The following is a 19631-nucleotide window of genomic DNA, read 5'->3' as shown; positions in this document are numbered from 1 at the left end:
ATCCACATATAGGGTGAATGTACATATTTCTAAGTGATACAACCTGTTGCAGGGCAATGGTAGATTCTATACAAGAAATTGGATATGTAATCACTTGAAAAAGAGAAGCAATTCGTATGTCAAATGTTAAAAGATTGTATACAAGTATCTTGGAATTTTGATGACAGAACTCTTCAGTATGATTTTTAATAGAAAATGGAACAAAAGCAACTTTTATCTTGTCTATATAATGGAGTCAATAATAAAACATAAGGAAAGGTGTTTATGCTTATGCAAATAAGCTTGAGGTGTTGAGATGGAACATAAGGTTATTGAAAATTGCAACCATGATGAAATTGATTATGTGATAAGAAAACATTGGCAAGATGTATGGAATTATTCATTTATTATTACAAAAGATACCCATTTATCAGATGATATAACGCAAGAGGTGTTTATAAAAGTATTTAAAAAATGGGATTCATTTCGAAATGAGTCCTCTGTTAAAACGTGGTTATTAAAAATCACAAGGAATACAGCTTTAAATTATTTGAAGTCCTCCTATTTTAAGAGGATTTCTTTAGTAAGTTTCTTTCGAAATGATAAGGAATATCCGTCAGCAGAAAAACAATTTTTAGAAAAAGAAACTATGAATGAAGTTTGGGACAGTGTATTAAAATTGCCACAAAAACATCGTGAAGTATTAATACTAGATGCAAAATATGAATTATCTTATGATGAAATTGCTGAAACATTAGGCGTGTCTATTGGAACTGTGAAATCTAGGCTACATCGCGCTCGTGCACGAGTTTCAAAAATATTATCGGAGGATGAATTATGAACAATGATAGAAAGCCGGATTGGTACAAAGAATTAAAAAGCGGGCCAGTGAAACAGCCTCAAGACGAAGAGGAATTTATTTATAAAATAAAACAATCTATATACCAAAATAGGGAGGAAGATGGTCCGAAAATTAGACGGCCATTTCGTATAAAGGTGTTCACTGCTGCAGTCGTTCTAGTTTTTACGGCTGTGCTGTTTAACTTTCAACAATTCTGGCCGGGTAAAAATGAACCGCCAGTGCAAAGTAGTACTCAAATTGAAGTGAAGATGAAAGATGAATCTAATCAAGATCAATCACTAAAACAATTTATGGATGAATTAAATCAAAACACGAGTTTAAAAAATAAGAACGATTTATATAGAGTACTGGGTGAAGAATTTGTTTTTAAGGGAAAACAGTATAGTAAAAATGAATGGAAGTTTGATGATAGTATTTTTCATGATTTACAAGTAGCTCTTGCAATGGGAGGAGAATTTGTGAATGATACGAAAACAGTATATAAAATACCAAGTGGATTGGCAGAAAGTAACCAAACGAAGCAGGAACGTTTTTTATATGCTACTGTTGTTGGTGAGGAAACAAAAATTTTAACGCAACCAAAATCTGATTCACGTGTTTTATATCGGGTATCTAATGAAAATGTAAAAGCATGGATTCCGAAGAAAGTGAAGAATGATGGATATATAAAAATAACTACGATGAATGGTTATACTGGCTATGTAAAAGAAGACCATGTATCAATAGATATCCAGTATTCTTTCATTTTTGAAAAACAAAATGATGGCATGTGGAAAATAAAGAGTATAGATTCTATATGGTAAAAGAAAAAGGTTCACTTTATTGAACCTTTTTCTTTATTTTTTATTCTCTTTTTGGAGGGTATCCCAAGCCTTTAAAATTTCCGCTGCAACAAGGGCTGCACTATTTGTTTCAGAATTACCACCAGGAATAATGACAGAAATAGCAATTTGCGGATTTTTAGTAGGAGCATATGAAATAAATAGAGAATGATTGATAACTTTTTCTTGTTCGTTTGGCGAACCTGTTATTCCTGTTTTACCAGAAACGTCAAAGGGCAAGTCTTTAATTTCTTGTATATTTTGACTCATTCCACTTTGTAAGACATTCCAAGAACTTGAAGGATAATGATTAGAACTTTCTAAAATTGGTTTAAATTCTTTCGTTCTTTTATCGCCGTTTTCCATGATAGCATGTACAATTTGAGGTTTGTATTTGTCTCCTTTATTTGCAAGAGTAGCTGCATAATGAGCGAGTTGGAGAGGGGGGTGCACTTCATTTGCGCCCCAAGAAGCATTCAATAGGGCAGAAATTCCACTCTCAAACTTACTAGATGCATGCAACTTATATTGTCCTTCTTCTTCAAAGGGTAAATCAATCCCTGTTTTGGAGCGAAGGCCGAATTGTTTTAAATAGTTTGTCCACAAGGTTGCTACTTTTTCTAAATTCCCATTATTTTTATTGAATAATGGGATTGCTACTTTTGCTGTCATAAATGTATTTGATGAATTAATGATAGCTTGACTCGGTGTAATTTCACCAGTTGGAGTTCCAGCAGCATTGGTGATGTTATTTTGATTATTATACTGAAAACGACCTTTATCTAAATACGTATCTTCAGGCTGAAAAAGTTTTTCGTTTAACCCAATTAATATAGTAAGCGGTTTTATAGTTGATGCCATATTTACATAGGAATCACCATATTTTAATTTTTGGATTGTTTTATTTTGGGCAAGTAATTTGACATTTTCTTTTTCAGATGATGATAAAGGTGTATTGAACATATTTGGATCAAAAACTGGCGAGTTAGCCATAGTTAATATTTCTCCTGTTTTAACATCTATTACGACAGCATAACCAGCAGTAGCATCAGGTGTTTTCTGAATTTGGGACCTAAGTGCTTCTTCTGTTTTTTGCTGAAGTTTATAGTCTAGTGCTAGCTGAATATCTTTTCCTCTTTGAGGACTTTGTATGTTCCATAAGAACTTTTTATTTTTCAATTTAAAAGTGAGAGTTTTTCCTGGTTTCCCTTTTAAATCATTTTCATACTGAAGTTCAATTCCGTTTTTACCAACAGGAACATAATTAGAATCCGAGTTGTTTTTTTCATAGTCAACATACCCAATTACTTGTGAAGCAATTTCATGATGTGGATAAACACGTACCACTTCATTTTTTACTATTACTTTTTGGGGATTATTTCCGTTTATAAATGCGGACTCTTTATCATTTAAGTTTGTATGTAATCGTATTTCATTTTTATCATGATGTTTACAAGAATTTTGTAATTGTGAATGTATGTCATCTACTGAAATTTTATGGTTAAACTTGGATGAAAACTGATTTAGAAAACTTGATATCTTCGCTACTTCTTGATTGGTTGGACAACCATTATTATAGACATAATACAAAGACTTTATTTTTTTATTTGTGGCTAGTATGACTCCATTTTGGTCAATAATTTTTCCTCTCTCAGCTGCAGAAGTTGTAATAGTAAACGAAATAAACCTTGTTGTGAATAAAAACGTCAAAACAACTCCTAAAATGAAAAAACTCGCTAAAATGATCCACCTCTTCGATTTTTTATGTAACATAAAATCCTCCCTTACCCAGATTCTATTCTATATTAAAATTTATTATTTTTTTTGTAAATGTGGGAACAAATTTATCATGTGGATTGTCTATTAAGTGTAATAGCACTTTTAGAGAAAGAAGCTGCTAAGAAAGGAGCAATGGTAATGAAAAAGAAAATGATATTAAAAGTAGGTTTATGCGCAAGTATATTGGGATTTAGCCAATTTGCTAGTTCGATATTTCCAGTACAGGCTGCTGAAAAAGTAGAGCAAATAAAAAATAAAAATCAAGAGAAAGATGTATCTATTTCACAGTTGCATCCCAAGGTATGGATGCATACGAGTATTGGAGTGGTAAATGGAACACGTATTCCTGCAAATGGTTTAATTCTTGAAACATCTAAAGGATTGGTACTGATTGATACACCTTGGAATGATGCTTTTACAGATCAACTGCTTCAAATACTAAAAAAGCAATTTCCTACAAAAGAGGTCACAGAAGCAATTGTGACTCATGCTCATGACGATCGTATAGGAGGAATTAAAACGCTGATTAAAAAAGGTGTTAAGGTACACAGTACGGCTTTAACTGCTGATTTAGCAGAGAAACAAGGTTTTGATAGACCTCTTGGTGACTTGAAGAAACGCGATAATATGCGATTTAGTGATATAAACGTAGAAACATTTTATCCAGGAAAAGGACATACACAAGATAACATTACAGTGTGGTTACCAAAGTATAAAATCCTATTTGGAGGATGTTTAATAAAATCATTAGATACACAAGAGATTGTACAGACTTCAGGTTCATATGTATCTAATTGGTCAAAGGCAATTAAAAAAGTAGAAAAGAAATACAATGATATAAATATGATTATACCAGGACATGGAGATCCCGGAGATAATCGTTTATTTACTCATACATTGAACTTGTTAAAAAATAATGAAAATTAATATGGTATGACAGCCACATACTATAGAGGAACAGTCTAACACTTGTTTTAGATATATTGAGAAAAAATAAGGGGAACTGCTTATGATTGAATGTAGTTTCTCTTATTCTTGTTGTAAATAGAGGAGCAGTTCCATCTTCATCTATTCATTTCAGTAATTGAATGAGATGCTACTAAGATCGGATAACGTATGCGCGAACTTGCATACAAAACTGTAATCTGAACAAAATTTATTAAAATATATACGGAGGATGTATGAAAAAACGAACAGGAAAGAAGCAGAAGACATCAATATCTATCCGATTAAACATTCTATTTTTTTGCGTATTTATACTATTTTCTGCGATCATTTTTCAGCTCGGAAAAGTACAAATTGTTGACGGAGAGACTTATAAAAATCAGGTAGAAAAAAATGAAAACGCAACAACGAGTATTCCAGTTCCGCGTGGGAAAATTTATGATCGAGAAGGGAAACCGGTTGTTGATAATAGAGCACTTCGTACGATTACGTATACAAGATTGAAGGGTGTAAGCTCTGAAGACATTTTAAAAACTGCAGAAGATATTGCAAATATACTTGAAATATCGGAAGAAGAAATAAATAAATTAACTGAAGTAGATAAAAAAGATTATTGGATGCAATTAAATAAAAAGCGTGCTAAAGCAAAGGTCACGAAGCAAGACGAGGAAAAATTTAGAGAAAAGGGTATAGAAGGGAAAGAGTTAGACAAGAGAATCGAAGAGTTAAGACGAAAGAGCATTACAGAAGAAGAATTAGCAGAGCTCACGCCACAAGACTTAAAAGTATTAGTTATTAAAAGTAAAATGAGTTCTGGTTATCAAATGACACCACAAATTATTAAAAAAGACGTGACAGAGCAAGAGTATACGAGGATAAGTGAAAATTTAGCAAAATTTCCAGGAATAGATGCGACAGTTGATTGGGAACGAAACTATGTAAATGGTGATTTATTCCGTTCAGTATTAGGTAATATTACAAGTGCTGAAGAAGGATTGCCAAAAGAACATTTAGATTCTTATTTGGTTCGCGGATATAATCGGAACGATCGCGTGGGGAAAAGTTATATTGAACAACGATATGAAGATGTATTACATGGAACAAAAAAAGAAGTTAAAGATAATATTGATAAAGCAGGAAACGTTATTCAAACGGAAACAGTTTCTAAAGGAAAAAGTGGTAACAATTTAACTTTAACAATCGATATGGAGTTACAAAAAAAAGTAGAAGAAAGTATAGGAAAAAATTTAAAAGCTTTTAAGAGTTCTGAACCATTAATGGATCGTGCTTTTGTTGTCATGATGGATCCGAAAACCGGACAACTATTATCTATGGCTGGTAAGAGATTGGTAGAAAAAGATGGGAAAACAGAAGTAGAAGATTTTGCATTAGGCAACATGGTAACTTCTTATGAGTTAGGATCAGCTGTAAAAGGTGCTACTTTATTAACGGGATACGAAACCGGAGCTATACAACCAGGGACTCAATTTTATGACACACCTATGAAGTTTAAAGGTACGAGAGTTAAAAAATCATGGAATGTATCTGGGTTTGGAAATATTAATGATTTAAGGGCTTTACAAGTATCATCAAATGTATACATGTTTCATACAGCGTTACAAATAGCTGGAGTGAATTATGTACCAAATAGTTCATTGGATATTAAACAAGCAGCATTTGACACAATGCGTTATTATTTTAAACAATTTGGTTTAGGCGTCCCAACAGGAATTAATTTACCGAATGAAATAACTGGACAAACGAGGCAGAAAGATAGCCAACCAGGATTTTTATTAGATTTTTCTATTGGGCAGTATGATACGTATACACCACTACAATTGGCACAATATATTTCAACCATTGCAAATGATGGATACAGAATGCAACCTCAAATTGTGCAAGAGATTCGAGAACAAACAAGCAAAAAAGAAGAAATTGGGAAAGTTGTACAATCTATAGAACCTGTTGTGTTAAATCGAGTGGAAGTGAAATCGGAGTATATTGATCGAGTAAAAGAAGGCTTTAGATGGGTATTTCAAGAAGGCGATGGAACTGGTGTGAAATATTTCCAAAAGGCTCCATATAAACCAGCTGGGAAAACAGGAACAGCTCAGACAGTATATGGAGGAGAAAGTAAAATTGGAAGGAATGAGAAGGGAGAACGTATTGAGTGTTACAATTTAACCTTAGTTGGATATGCTCCATACGATAATCCAGAAATAGCATTTTCTGTAGTAGTCCCTTGGGTTCACAATGATAAAAGCGGTATTAATTCATTAATTGGAAAGGATATATTAGATATATACTTTGACTTGAAAAACCAACGTATGAATGGTGAAGCTACTAATATAGTGAATTCTAATCAGTAACAGTGAAATTTTAATTTATATTGGTAGGATGCAATAAAGGCGAAACTTCGGAACAAGCATTTGAAACATATATAAAATTATGGAATGACAAAAAATTTGCAGATATGTATGATCAACTGTCAAAACACGAAAAAGAATTTACAGAGAAAAATGAAAAAATTTACAAAGGTATTAGAGTTGAGAATTTAAAAGTTAAAAGAAAGGAAGTAATTAAAGGTAAAACGGAAAATAAGGTCATTTTATTTACTGTAAGTATGGATACAGCAGGAGGAGAAATTTCTTTCTCACATGAAGCAAAACTTGTGCAAGAAAAAGATGGAGATAAGAAATCTTGGAAAATAAATTGGACCCCAGACTTTATCTTTCCAGGGATGAAAAAAATTATAAAGTCCGCCTGCAGACAGAGCAAGGAAAAGACTACATTTATATATGGATGTAGTCTTTTTTTAGAACTTTGATTATTTTTTTTTAGGGGTATTGATTCTTTCGGAGTATAGAGGTTTTTCAACGTAATGTTTTGAAATAACCAAAGGTTGTGTGTTTGTACTATTTTTAAATTTTGTATAATTTGGTTTTTTAATTGGTGTCGTTATAGTTTCTGCAAATTCATATGGGTAATTAACTTTAGATTTGTCTTCAAACATATAGATAGCCCCCTTCTTAGAGTGGTTGTTAAAGAGTTGTACTATAATATAATATGTTCATATGTTTTTTTGGGGAATAGATATGTATTAATCAATTTATATTGGGTTATCACCCAATGACTTGGCTGGATTAGTTGTATCTGCTATTAGCTGTGAAGCCTTTATAATAGGATTTCACTTTTTTGCTGCCCCATTACATAATAAAGGCTACTAGATGTAAACAAAAAACCGTGGAAATTATTCCACGGTTCTTTGTTGGGTATAACAGTTCTTATTTAGTGTTCTATTTAAATATAAATAAAACAATTAGGGATATTCAAATAAAAAGCACAGGACGGAACCATCTTAAAGGAGAATCCGTTATGGTTTTTTCTCCTTCTTTATCATTTTAACCGAGAAGACCCCCTCCGCTAAACGAAGTGTGAAGTAGGTGGAGGTAGTTCAATCTAGTTCTTCACTTCATTATATAATTCCAGTGCTTCTTTTACATGTAAGCCATTTTTGACAATACCATGTATCGCTTGAATCATTGCCGCTGGATGTTCAGACTGCCAAATGTTGCGTCCCATATCAACCCCAATTGCACCTTCTTGCAATGCCTGATACGTAATGGTTAATGCGTCTTCAATCGAATCTAATTTTGGTCCTCCTGCAATGACAACTGGGGCAGGGCAAGTGCTTGTGATTTTTTCAAATCCTTCGCAGTAATATGTTTTAATAATGTCAGCACCCATTTCCACACATACACGTGATGCGAGTGCTAGGAAGCGAACTTCTCGTTTTTGTAGTTCTTTTGCTACGGCTGTAATACCAAGTACAGGTAAACCGTAATCATGCGCTTCGGAAACAACGTTAGCTAAATTCGTAACGGTTTGTGTTTCATATTCTGAACCGACAAAAACAGATACACCAACTCCGGCCACGTTTTGTCGCAACGCTTCTTTAATTGGTGTAACGATCGTTTCATTTGCTAAATCTTTACCGACTACAGTTGCTCCGCCTGAAACACGCAGTACCATCGGTGTTTTGCAGTCTTCAGGAATACAGGAATTGAGTACACCTCTTGTTAAAAAGAGAGAATCTGTATAGGGAAGTAAGTTTTTTACTGTTTCTAATGGCTGCTCTAATCCATGAATTGGCCCTAAAAAGTAACCGTGATCTATCGCTAACATAACAGCTTTTCCATCAGGTAATATTGTATTTAATCGATTTTGAAATCCCCAAGTCATTGTGAATCACTCCTTCGTTAATTTTGGATTTTTTATTTGTACCGTATCTTTTTCTTGTAAATGTGGTGATTTAATAAAAACAGCTTTAAAGATTTGGTCTGAATGGTTAATCAGGTAGTGGGATTCATGAGGGCGAACTTGTAAGGCGTCACCTTGTTTTACAGGAACTCTTTCATTATTAATGTAGAAATCAATTTCACCTTCTAGCGCATAAAAAATTTCTTCACAAGTTGTATGATAATGATTTTGAAATTCTTGACCAGGTTGAATGACTACAATACCAAGGTCAATATTAGGGCCTTTCAATAAATATTTAGGACCATGGTTACCAAAGCGATAGGAGAAATCCTCTTCATTCACTTTAAGCATGTTGTTCACTCCTTTATGTAATTGGATTACAATGCACCTGGTGCAATCCACATATGTGATGTGAATCCTTCATCCGCTAGCGGGAGTTGTTTTTCATAAACGGATTTCCATGTTTGATAAAATTGTTGATATAGTTTGTGATGCTCAGCAGTCGGTTCATATGTGTTTTCCCACTTTACGAATTTCTGAGAGATTGTTTCCATAGAGTCATATATACCTGCACCAACACCTGCCGCAATGGCTGTTCCTAAAGCAGCTGCTTCTTTGACAACTGGTACTTTGACAGGAATTCCGAGAACATCCGCAACGATTTGCGGCCATAGTTTTCCTTTTGCAGCACCGCCCGCAAATATCACTTCAGAAGGGAATTTTCCGGTTAATGATTCTATTAACTTTAAATTACCAAATGTTACAAATGCAGCATTTTCTTCAATTGCACGGAACAATTCTTTCTTCCCACATTTATCAGCATCTAAGCTTAAATTGATAAAGGAAGGGGCAGCATGACGCCAGGAAATATAATTCATTACATTTGAAAAGATCGGCATAATGCCATATGATCCGACAGGTACTTGCTTTGCCTGTTCTTCCAATAATTCATAAGCATCCACACCAAGTTCATCTGCAAGTTGTTTTTCTTCTTGGCAAAAAGCATCACGAAACCATCGCATAACAAGGCCAGGGAAAAACGCGATCGTTTCATATTGCCAAAGTTTTGGAATCACGTGGCAATTCACACGAATACGAGCATTTGGATCCGTTTTTGGATTTGTTATATTTACTTCTTGTTGCCAGAAGCTCCCCCCGCAAATAAAGGTTTGATCAGGCTTTACGACTCCCGAACCGAGTGAAGCCATCTGTGCATCTCCGCCACCAGCAACTACCGGTGTTCCTGCATATAATCCTGTTAACTCTGAACTTTGTTTTGTGACACTACCAATGACTGTACCAGCTTCATTTACAGTTGGAGAAAATAATAAAGAGAGCCCGCATTGTTTAGCAACTGAATTATCCCAAGTTCTATTTTGTAAATCAAAGATACCAGAGGTACATCCATTTGAAGGGTCTATTTGCAGTACACCACTCAATTTATAAAGAATCCAATCGTTTAACATTGTAAAGGAGTGGACTTTATCGTATATGTCGGGTTGATGCTTTTGGATCCAAAGCAATCTAGGTAAAGCACCTAAAGAAAAGGTTTGCCCTGATTTTGCATATAAATCTTCTTCAAGAAGGGAGCGGATTTGTTTTAACTCACTTACTTCATGAGAAGCACGACCATCAACATTCGCACATGCCCATATCTCACGGCCTTCTTTATCGTATAAAACAAAACCTTCCCGCATACTTGTGGCACTAATCGCTTTAATAGAGGAAGGGGTTGTATTGTTTTTTTGAAGGACATCTTTTGTACATTCTTGAACGAGTTTCCAATTCTCTACCACATCAAAATTCATAGAATTAGGATAGCGAGGGTCTGATTTATGAACCCACTCTTTTTGACTCACCGCAAGTTGGTTTCCTTCTAAATCAAAAAGGACAGCCCGGATACTGCCAGTACCTGCATCGTAAGCTAATAGAGAAGACATTATGATTCACCTTCCTTTCTTAATAGAGAGAGGGCGGTTTCTTCATCGGTAATTAAGGTATGAATGAATTTACCTTTTAAGGCTCCGTAAATGGCATCTAATTTTTCTTCGCCGCCAGCTACACCAACTACATGTTTCATTTTTCGAAGAATGGAAAGAGGTGTACCGATTAGTCGAGTATGATGAGGGAGCTCAAGCAATTCTCCATATGCATTATAAAATTGTCCGAGAATATCTCCGGCACCATTTTGACTACGTATATAGGTCATTTCACGAAGCGTTATTTTATCTTCTTTTAAAATCGTTGCATCTTGAGATAAACCACCAATACCGACTACTGCTGTATTAGCAAGTGAAGCGACATGCAGCATATCTTTAACGGACGGTTCTGAAAGGATACTTTGCGCCATTTCATCCGTAGATGCTAAAAATGGAGTAGGAATGATATGCAGTTCTCCTTGCACGTGATTTAAATAATTTTGTTTTCTAGGAAGATAGTGATTGACACCGCCTGTAAGGGTAACAATTGAAAGTTGCATAGATGGTTCAAAATGAATGTTTTCTAGCATTTTTGATATTGTTTCTCCCCAACCAATCCCAAGTAAATCTCCTTGTTGTAGATGAGTTTCTAAATACTGTGCGGCAGCTTTTCCTAAAGAGTAGGTAGGATTCTCCATTGGTGTAGGGATAATGAAAGCGTCTTTTAAATGAAACGTCCGAATGAGTTCACGTTCAATACTCAAACAATGTAAACCTGTACCTTTTACATGAAATGTAACAATGCCTTCGGTGCGCGCTTTATCTAATAAACGAACGACTTTATTCCGTGAAATGTGAAGCAAGGAGGCGATCTCTTGCTGCGTTAAATGATCTTTATAGTAATACCAGGCTACTTTTGTTAACAAATTTTCTTCAAAGTTCAGCTGTGACATTCTCTTCATCCCTTTCAACAATTGACCGATGCTTAAACATATGTATTTCATTTTGAGATTATACCGCTAGACACAAGTAGGGATTTCAAGAAAAAATGTGTTCTAGATATGAAAAAAGAGATATACAATGCTACAAAACAAGTAGAACAAAAAATCATTTTCTCAAAAATTGTTCCACATAAAGGAGGGTGACAAGATGTGGAGAACGTGCCCTTATTAGAGGTGAAACAAATTAGTAAATCATTTTCAGACCAACATGTATTAAAAGAGGTTACTTTAGAATTACAACGCGGAGATGTATACGCTCTAGTAGGAGGAAATGGTGCTGGAAAATCAACATTGATGAAAATATTAACAGGCTTATACTCTTATGATGCTGGGGAGATATATGTAAAAGGAGTGGTGCAAAGTTTTTCTAATCCAGCAGAAGCACATGCAACTGGTGTTTATTTAATTCCACAAGAACCGTTAATTTTTCCTCATATGACAATTGAAGAAAATATATGTATCGGAATAAAGGCAAAGAAGAAAGAACTTCGTACAAAAGTAAAAGATTTGATAAGAAGTTTAGGGTGGAATATAGAGCTAAATGCAATTGGGAGTTCATTATCTATTGCGCAACAACAATTAGTAGAAATAGTAAGAGGATTAATAAGAGAAGCCGAGATTCTTATTTTAGATGAGCCAACATCGACATTAACAACTCATGAAATAAAGAGTCTTTTTGTGCTGCTGAGAAATTTAAAGGAAAAAGGAATCGGTATGATTTATATTACACACCGTTTCCCAGAAATTTTTGAGATTGCTAGTAAGGTAGCTATTTTACGTGATGGAATAATTGTGAGTCAAGGGGATATATCAGACTATACATATGACATGCTAATGGAGGGATTATTACCCAAAGATTATAAACATGAAGAGAAGAAAGAGATACTACAAGAAACTACGAAACTTTCTCAACAAATATTAGAGGTAACAAGTTTGGCGGGCTATGCATTTCAAGATATATCACTAACTGTACATGCTGGGGAGATTGTAGGAATTGCTGGTATGGTTGGGGCAGGGAGAACGGAATTAGCAGAAGTACTATATGGATTAAGGAAAATGCTGTCTGGGACAATTTCATTAGCAGGGGAGTCAATTACAAAATGTTCAACGAATGAAAGATTAGATAAAGGGATGGTATATGTTCCAGAAGATAGAGCGGGAAATGGTATCTTTTCAATTGCGTCTATTAAAGAGAATGTAACGGTAGCTTCTTTACAGAAAATGAGCCGCTTTTTCTTAAATCACAAAAAAGAAAGCGCTTTAACAGAATCGTATATGAATAAGTTTCGGATTGTTGCCTCCCATATAAATGAAAAAATGACATCTTTATCGGGAGGAAACCAGCAAAAAGTTGTATTAGCGAAATATCTTGCTTGTAACCCAAAATTAATTATTTTAGATGAACCAACGCGCGGGATTGATGCGAAAGCAAGGTTAGAAGTGTATGAGGTAATTCAAAATTTAAAACAATCAGGACTTGCAATTATACTGATTTCCTCAGATATAGAAGAAATTGTTCAATTGGCAAACAGAGTATATGTGATGAGAAGTGGGAAGTTTGTTTCTCACTTAGAGAAAGGAGAAGTTTGTATAAATGAAGTTACACGTCTCGCATATGGAGGAAGGGAAGGTGTAACGGAATGAAACGCTTTCCAAATATATTTAAAATACATGAAACTTCTATTATCATTTTATTACTTATTTACATAGCCTTCGTAGGAATGATAAATCCTAGTTTTGTTCAATTTAGCTCGCTTTCTTTAATGATGAAATCAAGTCTTATTTTAGTCATACTAGCTATTGGTCAATCGTTCGTATTATTTACGAAAAATATCGATGTTTCAGTCGGATCTATTATGGGATTAAGCGCAGCAATTTGTGGGATGTTTTTGACAAATGGTAATAGTATTCTCATTTCAATCATTGCTGCAATCTTGCTTGGGGCTGTCATTGGACTGATAAATGGAATAGGGGTCGCAAAGTTCGGTGTACCGGCAATTATTATGACATTAGGAATGTTAGGAGTTATTAGAGGAACGATGTTGATCTATACAGGTGGCAAATGGATTGAGGATATTCCTAATTCTTATAAACAAATGTCTTCTGTCATGATACTAGGCCTCTCTGTTACAGTATGGAGTGTTCTAGCTATTTTACTATTATTATACATCTTTTTAACGAAGGCTCCTTTTGGGAGATATTTTTATGCTTCTGGAGATAACGAAGATGGAGCACGTCTCATCGGAATACCGGTAGATAAGGTGAAAATATATGCATTTATTATTTCGGGAATAAGCGCAGGGGTTGCAGGATGCATATTTGTTATGAATATCGGATTTGTACCAAATCAAACCGGTACAGGAATTGAGCTGCAAGTAATTGCTGCCGCTGTACTAGGTGGAATTCATCTAAAAGGTGGAACAGGTTCTATATTTGGAGCAGCGCTAGGAGCGATTTTTTTAGAAGTTATAAGTAGTTCACTAGTTTTTTTAAAAATACCTGCTTTTTGGAATAGCGCAATATCAGGCTTTTTACTTTTGCTCATTATTATAGTAGATAGTATTTTGAAAAAATGGCAAGAAAAGCACCGTTTAGAAGAAAGGAGGATGAATCTATGAAGTATGCACGTGGGTTTTTAAGATGGGAAGGAGTTCTTATAGTATTGCTTATTATAGAGTTCATTCTCTTTGGTTTGTTAAACAGCGATTTCTTTAATATTAGTAATTTACTTTTCAGTATGAATGACTTCGTTTTTATTACGATTGCCGCAATTCCAATGACTTTTGTAATTGTAACAGGTGGAATCGATGTGTCTGTAGGCTCGATTATGGGTCTTACCTCAATCCTTATTGGGGTACTTTGGATAAATGGAATTCCGGTTATTTTAGCTGTGATTATTGCTTTGGTTATTAGTTGTCTAGCCGGTTGTATTAATGGGCTGATTATTAAAATGACAGATGTAGAACCTCTTGTTGTTACACTGGGAACGATGTTTTTATACTCAGGAATTGCTCTTGTTATCTCGGGTGGATCAAATGCCAGTGGATATGAAGGGATAAGTGGTTTACCAGATGCCTACGTGCAGCTTGCAAATGGGAGTTTTATAGGAATTCCTAACTTATTATGGTTACTTTTGTTTTTGACCGTGCTATTTACGCTCATACTTCATCGAACGAAGTATGGTCGTTATGTCATGCTAACTGGTACAAATGAAAAAGCTGCTAAATATTCTGGAATTCGTACAAAAAAGGTAGTCATTATCGCATATATTCTTTCTGGGTTGGGAGGTGGTTTAGGAGGGGCTTTTTTAACAGCGTATTTCGGCTCAGCTCGAGCTGATATTGGAAGTGAGACAATTCTGCCGGTTATTACAGCTGTGGTATTAGGTGGGACGCTCATCACTGGAGGGAAAGGAAGTGTTCTTGGAACAGTACTAGCAAGTATATTTATTGGCATGATGCAGTACGGTTTACAAATGACAGGTTTAACAAACGAACAGTCAAATGTAGTTATTGGTATTATACTTATCCTCTCTGTTATTATTAGGCATTTCAAATTACAGCAACTCACTATGTGGAGAAGAAGGAAATTGCATAAGGGGGAAATGTCATGAAAAGAAAACTGGGGATTTTTATGATTATGTGCGTTTGTATTATCGGTTTAATCGCATGTTCTAGCAAAACAGCAGATAAGAAAAAAGCAGATGATGTGAAATTTGCATTCATCCCAAAATTAACAGGGGTTGGCTTCTTTACATCAGGTGGTGAAGGCGCAAAGGAAATGGGAGATAAGTTAGGCGTGCAGGTGAAGTATGATGGACCATCAGAAGCGAGCGTATCAGGCCAAGTGAAATATATAAATAATTTTATTAATCAAAACTATGATGCGTTAATGGTTTCATCTACATCGGTTGATGGGCTTTCACAATCATTACAGAGAGCAAAGAAAAAGGGAATGACAGTTTTAACGTGGGATTCTGATGTGAATCCGAAAGATCGTTCATTTTATATAAGCCAAGGAACGCCGGAGCAACTTGCAAATCTATTAATTCAAATGACTTCATCACAAATCGGAGATAAAGGAAAAGTAGCATTCTTCTATTCAAGTCCGACTGTAACAGATCAAAATCAATGGGTAACAAAAGCAAAAGAGATTATAAAAGAAAAATACCCAAACTGGGAAATTATAACGACGCAGTACGGGGAAAATAACGCACAAAAATCATTATCGGTTGGAGAAAGTATTTTAAAAACGTATCCAGATATTAATGCTATCATTTGTCCAGATGCAACGGCACTTCCAGCAATGGCGCAAGCTGCTGAAAATTTAAAAATGGATAAAAAGGTAGTTGTGACAGGGTTTTCAACGCCAAATGTAATGCGTGACTATGTAAATAGAGGAACCGTTCAGCAATTTGGATTATGGGATGTAAAACAACAAGGTGCACTTGCAACTTATGTTGCAAATGAAATTGTGGTAAAAGGAAAGAAATTAAAAGTTGGGGATAGCTTTGAAGTTCCGAATATAGGTAAAGTAAAAGTGGAACCGAATTCTATTCAAGGTTATGACTACGAAGCAGATGGGAATGGAATTATCGTATTGCCTGAGCGCGTTGTGTTTACGAAGGATAATATTGATAAGTACAATTTTTAATTTGGGAAGTTCATTCCTACGTATAAGGGAATGAACTTTTTATTGTGTTTGATGAGATTTATCCCACAAAAGTATGAAGGGATCTTTATATAATTACCACTTTAGGGAGAGGTGATTATATCACTATGTTTATACAATTATATTAAATATATAGAATGCAAGGGGGAGATTTTAATGCTGTTTCATTATCATTTTTGGACGCCTCATTTAGAAGAAATGGAGAACTTTTATCAAAATTGTAGTTTCCGCATTTCTACAAGAATCGGAAAGTATAATGGAGAATTTCAACAATTTGATCCGCCATTAACTTGGGATGATTTTCGTGATGAACAGATCCTTTTTCGGATTATTGAAGCTAGAAAAGGTAAGATAAATATCACATTTGGTTATGGTAAAAAGATTACATTTGATCATATCGGTTTTCTCGTGTCAAAAGAGGAATGTGAAACGATTTGTAAGCAAGCGGAAAAGCTACAATGGAAAGTAAATCCGGGAGAAAGACGAACTTTTATTTTCACACCATATGGATTTCGAATTGAGCTTCAAACAAATTTTGATGCAATAGACGACAGTGAGAGCGTAGAAGAGTTGCAGAAAATTGTCATGACAACAAAACAAGCTGGATTAGAACAGGACCTTTCTTTTCTATTTCAAAAAGAAATAAAAAGTATTGAAACGATTCGTGATAATAAAACGACATTAAAGCACGTATATGTGAATTCCTTATACCAAAGGAAACAAAAAGATCCGAATGGTGTGAAGATATATTTATAAAATTCATTTGTGATTTTAAGTAGCTCAAAAGGTTGTTTGTGAAAATATACAATTATAACCATGTACGTTATAATTATTCTGAATATTTAAACTTGTATTTAGGAGGAATATAAATGCTTACACAAGAACAGATCTCTAACTTATTTAAAAATTTTTCGATAAAAGAATGTAAAGGATCGAGCGATTTATACGAACATTTAGCATTGAAAATATCAGAAGATGAAGAAATTCTTGCATTAGCATCACATGCACAACTTGGACAGCCAACTCCAAATTTATTATTAGGTGCGGTTCATTATTTATTATTAAAAGGGCATAACCATAAGCTAAAAAACTATTATGAAAGTCTTGTTGCCGCTCCAGAAAAAAATCTGGAACATACTTTTCAATACTTTAAAGATTTTTGTCAGGTTCATAAGGAAGAGATAATTAATATTTTAAAAACAAAGCTAGTACAAACAAACGAAGTAAGGAGATGCACATATTTATATCCGAGTTTTTGTTATATGTTTCATAAAGTTAATAAACCTTTAGTGTTAATTGAAATCGGGACAAGTGCTGGTTTACAGCTACTATGGGATCAGTATAGTTATTCTTATGGAACAGAAGAGGTGTATGGAAATAAAGACTCTAACGTTCACTTGAAATCGGAAATAAAAGGAGAGAATCGGCCATTTTTCTTACAACAAAGTCCACCTGTTGCGGAAAGGATCGGGCTTGATTTACACGTGAATGATTTGAAGAATGAAGAAGACTATTTATGGCTACGTGCGCTTATCTGGCCAGAGCATAAAGAAAGGCTTGAAATGTTCGATCACGCAGCAGCTTGTTTAAAAGAACAAGCTGTGAAACTGGTAGAAGGGGATGGAGTAGCTCTTCTCTCTGAAATTGCGGAACAAATTTCAGAGGATACAGTAATTTGTATTTTCCACACACATGTGGCGAATCAAATATCAGAGAGTGTTAAACATAAATTAATAGATACAGTGAAAGAAATGGGCGCAAAACGTGATGTTTTCCACCTTTACAACAACATGTGGGATAGAGATCTTCATCTTGATTATTTTATAAATGGAAAAGAATATAATGAGACCGTTGGAGAAACAGATGGTCATGCGCGGTGGTTTAGTTGGAGATTGGAAGATAAGTCATTATGCTAGGTTTTTCTGTATAACATTGAAGAGACAGCTAAAATTAGTTGTCTTTTTATGATTCTGGTGCAAATAATATGTAGATTAGAAATAGCAGTGTAGATTCCTAATGGAATCTACTACTATGCGGTGAGACCGAAGAGTTGATTAATTAACTTGATTTGTTTTTTGACAGACTTCTTCCCTTGTAAAGTCTGTCCTTTTTAGAATACTAGTATTAGTATGTCCAAGATTTAGAGATTACTTGCAATTATCTTGAGGTTTTTGCAACAGAACCTTTAATCTAATGGGGAGCAATGCTCCATAATACTCAACCAAAAAAACAAGTTGGGTGACATGCAATGATCCGAGGGGGTTACAATGTGATGAATTTTACGGGATGGAAATATCAGAACGTTTATGAAGGACACGACGGTTGCGAATTGTACGTCAGAGCTACGGAGGGGGGAGCGTGCGATGTGTGAGAAGATGCACGTTGACGAATTGGAAATTGACGAGCGCCTTGTGCGTAGTTTGCTTGTGGATCAGTTCCCAAACTGGGCAAAACTGTCCCTACGGCGGGTCGAGCCAATTGGCACGGTAAACGCCATTTTCCGACTTGGCGACGAATATTCCGTTCGGCTCGCACGAAGGGCAGGTCCGACGACACCAGAAAGTCGCGAGTTCACATGGCTGCCAAAACTTGCACCATTAGTTTCGCTTGATATCCCTATGCCTATCGCTCAGGGGCGTCCCAATAACGAATATCCATGGTTTTGGGAGGTACATACGTGGGTTGAGGGCGATACGGTGCCTATAGAGGAGATTGACGAGATTCAGGCAGCGCGTGATCTTGCAGTGTTCATCGCAGCACTGCAACAAGTCGATTCATCGGGAGGGCCGTTAGGACGTGGCATTCCTTTGGCCCAACGGGACAAGGACTTTCGATACTGGCTAGCGCGATTTGATGGCGACCCTGCAGTTTCTGCTGTGTGGGAGTCGGCTCTTGCTGCACCTCCGTGGAACGGCACTCCTGTTTGGCATCACGGCGATCTAGATGTACGTAACTGGCTCGTACGAAATAAGCGCATTAGCGGTGTGATTGATTGGGGTGAAATGGGCATCGGCGATCCTGCGTGCGATGTGATGGTTGCATGGAAGTTGCATTCGCCAGCGGCGCGTGATGCGTTCCGTGAGGCTTTTCCGATGGATGACGCTACGTGGGCAAGGGCCCGTGGATGGGTCGTATCACAAGCAGTCGCAATCCTCGCTTATTACACGCCGGAAAACAATCCGATTCTTTACAATGAGGCGAAAGCCTGGCTCGATCTAGTGCTGAGAGACGAATTGTTTTGATTGGTGAAGTAGGGGGGAGTCTCCATCACCATCAAGCTAAGAAAATACAACTACCCCCAGAACGAAATTTTGTGCTAACTTGTAATAAAAATCTCATTTTTCGTTTTGGGGTGTTATAAAACCTTTAAGTTGATGGGCATGTGACGCTACCC

At 35.6% G+C, this 19631-nt stretch carries 16 protein-coding genes and 3 pseudogenes; 12 read left to right on the top strand and 7 right to left on the bottom strand.

Features of this window, described 5'->3' with window-relative positions; translation table 11 throughout:
* The first annotated feature begins 295 nt into the window (after positions 1–295).
* Both LOK41_RS23710 and LOK41_RS23705 read left to right on the top strand, forming a co-directional pair.
* A complete protein-coding gene (locus tag LOK41_RS23710; protein ID WP_241818557.1) occupies positions 296–820 on the top strand; it encodes an RNA polymerase sigma factor in 525 nt (174 codons plus the stop codon).
* Positions 817–1644, top strand: a complete 828-nt coding sequence (locus tag LOK41_RS23705; protein WP_241818556.1) for an anti-sigma factor — start codon at positions 817–819, stop codon at positions 1642–1644. The genes LOK41_RS23710 and LOK41_RS23705 overlap by 4 nt, the downstream gene beginning before the upstream one ends.
* An 11-nt stretch (positions 1645–1655) precedes the next feature.
* Here the strand turns inward: LOK41_RS23705 and LOK41_RS23700 are convergent.
* Positions 1656–3435: pseudogene (locus tag LOK41_RS23700) on the bottom strand (peptidoglycan D,D-transpeptidase FtsI family protein).
* 144 nt (positions 3436–3579) lie between these two features.
* Between LOK41_RS23700 and bla the strand changes: the two are divergent.
* The 3 genes and pseudogenes from bla to LOK41_RS23685 form a co-directional block, all read left to right on the top strand.
* The gene (bla, locus tag LOK41_RS23695) at positions 3580–4368 is read left to right on the top strand and encodes a subclass B1 metallo-beta-lactamase (RefSeq protein WP_241818576.1); all 789 of its coding nucleotides are present in this window, start codon (positions 3580–3582) and stop codon (positions 4366–4368) included.
* Between the two features lie 254 nt (positions 4369–4622).
* Positions 4623–6755: a peptidoglycan D,D-transpeptidase FtsI family protein gene (locus LOK41_RS23690; protein ID WP_241818555.1), complete on the top strand. Its 2133-nt coding sequence runs from the start codon at positions 4623–4625 to the stop codon at positions 6753–6755.
* Between the two features lie 17 nt (positions 6756–6772).
* A pseudogene (locus LOK41_RS23685) lies at positions 6773–7170 on the top strand (NTF2-like N-terminal transpeptidase domain-containing protein); the annotation flags it as partial.
* Between the two features lie 43 nt (positions 7171–7213).
* On the opposite strand, the gene LOK41_RS23680 reads toward LOK41_RS23685, so the two are convergent.
* The 5 genes from LOK41_RS23680 to LOK41_RS23660 all read right to left on the bottom strand — a co-directional run bounded on the left by LOK41_RS23680 (position 7214) and on the right by LOK41_RS23660 (position 11536).
* Positions 7214–7399, bottom strand: coding sequence for a hypothetical protein (locus LOK41_RS23680; RefSeq protein WP_241818554.1), 186 nt, complete (start codon positions 7397–7399; stop codon positions 7214–7216).
* Between the two features lie 446 nt (positions 7400–7845).
* A complete protein-coding gene (lsrF, locus tag LOK41_RS23675; protein WP_241818553.1) occupies positions 7846–8628 on the bottom strand; it encodes a 3-hydroxy-5-phosphonooxypentane-2,4-dione thiolase in 783 nt (260 codons plus the stop codon).
* A 6-nt stretch (positions 8629–8634) separates the two neighbouring features.
* Positions 8635–8997, bottom strand: a complete 363-nt coding sequence (locus LOK41_RS23670; protein WP_241818552.1) for a cupin domain-containing protein — start codon at positions 8995–8997, stop codon at positions 8635–8637.
* 26 nt (positions 8998–9023) lie between these two features.
* Positions 9024–10586: an autoinducer-2 kinase gene (gene lsrK / locus LOK41_RS23665; RefSeq protein ID WP_241818551.1), complete on the bottom strand. Its 1563-nt coding sequence runs from the start codon at positions 10584–10586 to the stop codon at positions 9024–9026.
* On the bottom strand, positions 10586–11536 hold the full coding sequence (locus tag LOK41_RS23660; RefSeq protein WP_241818575.1) for a sugar-binding transcriptional regulator: 951 nt from the start codon (positions 11534–11536) through the stop codon (positions 10586–10588). Before LOK41_RS23660 ends, lsrK begins: the two co-directional genes overlap by 1 nt.
* 180 nt (positions 11537–11716) lie before the next feature.
* Here LOK41_RS23660 and LOK41_RS23655 point away from each other — a divergent pair, with 180 nt between their 5' ends.
* The 6 genes from LOK41_RS23655 to LOK41_RS23630 all read left to right on the top strand — a co-directional run bounded on the left by LOK41_RS23655 (position 11717) and on the right by LOK41_RS23630 (position 18153).
* Positions 11717–13210 carry a sugar ABC transporter ATP-binding protein gene (locus tag LOK41_RS23655; protein WP_241818550.1) on the top strand — a complete coding sequence of 498 codons (1494 nt, stop codon included), beginning with the start codon at positions 11717–11719 and terminating at the stop codon, positions 13208–13210.
* Entirely contained in the window at positions 13207–14184 is a 978-nt protein-coding gene (locus tag LOK41_RS23650; RefSeq protein ID WP_241818549.1) for an ABC transporter permease subunit, read from the top strand. Before LOK41_RS23655 ends, LOK41_RS23650 begins: the two co-directional genes overlap by 4 nt.
* Entirely contained in the window at positions 14181–15179 is a 999-nt protein-coding gene (locus LOK41_RS23645; protein ID WP_241818548.1) for an ABC transporter permease, read from the top strand. Before LOK41_RS23650 ends, LOK41_RS23645 begins: the two co-directional genes overlap by 4 nt.
* Entirely contained in the window at positions 15176–16219 is a 1044-nt protein-coding gene (gene lsrB / locus LOK41_RS23640; RefSeq protein WP_241818547.1) for an autoinducer 2 ABC transporter substrate-binding protein LsrB, read from the top strand. Before LOK41_RS23645 ends, lsrB begins: the two co-directional genes overlap by 4 nt.
* Before the next feature lie 174 nt (positions 16220–16393).
* On the top strand, positions 16394–16993 hold the full coding sequence (locus tag LOK41_RS23635) for a VOC family protein (protein WP_241818546.1): 600 nt from the start codon (positions 16394–16396) through the stop codon (positions 16991–16993).
* 113 nt (positions 16994–17106) lie between these two features.
* Positions 17107–18153 (top strand): DUF2332 domain-containing protein, encoded by a 1047-nt coding sequence (locus LOK41_RS23630; RefSeq protein WP_241818545.1) that lies wholly within the window; start codon positions 17107–17109, stop codon positions 18151–18153.
* A 113-nt stretch (positions 18154–18266) separates the two neighbouring features.
* Here LOK41_RS23630 and LOK41_RS29350 read toward each other — a convergent pair.
* Positions 18267–18347 (bottom strand): annotated as a pseudogene (locus LOK41_RS29350) (IS6 family transposase); the annotation flags it as partial.
* Positions 18348–18600: 253 nt separating this feature from the next.
* On the opposite strand from LOK41_RS29350, the gene LOK41_RS23625 reads away from it, so the two are divergent.
* The gene (locus LOK41_RS23625; protein WP_241818544.1) at positions 18601–19479 is read left to right on the top strand and encodes an aminoglycoside phosphotransferase family protein; all 879 of its coding nucleotides are present in this window, start codon (positions 18601–18603) and stop codon (positions 19477–19479) included.
* Positions 19480–19631 lie beyond the last annotated feature (152 nt).

It is taken from the genome of Bacillus sp. TL12 (assembly GCF_022625245.1).
Lineage (GTDB): Bacteria > Bacillota > Bacilli > Bacillales > Bacillaceae_G > Bacillus_A.
This window is presented reverse-complemented; position numbering and strand designations above follow the sequence as displayed.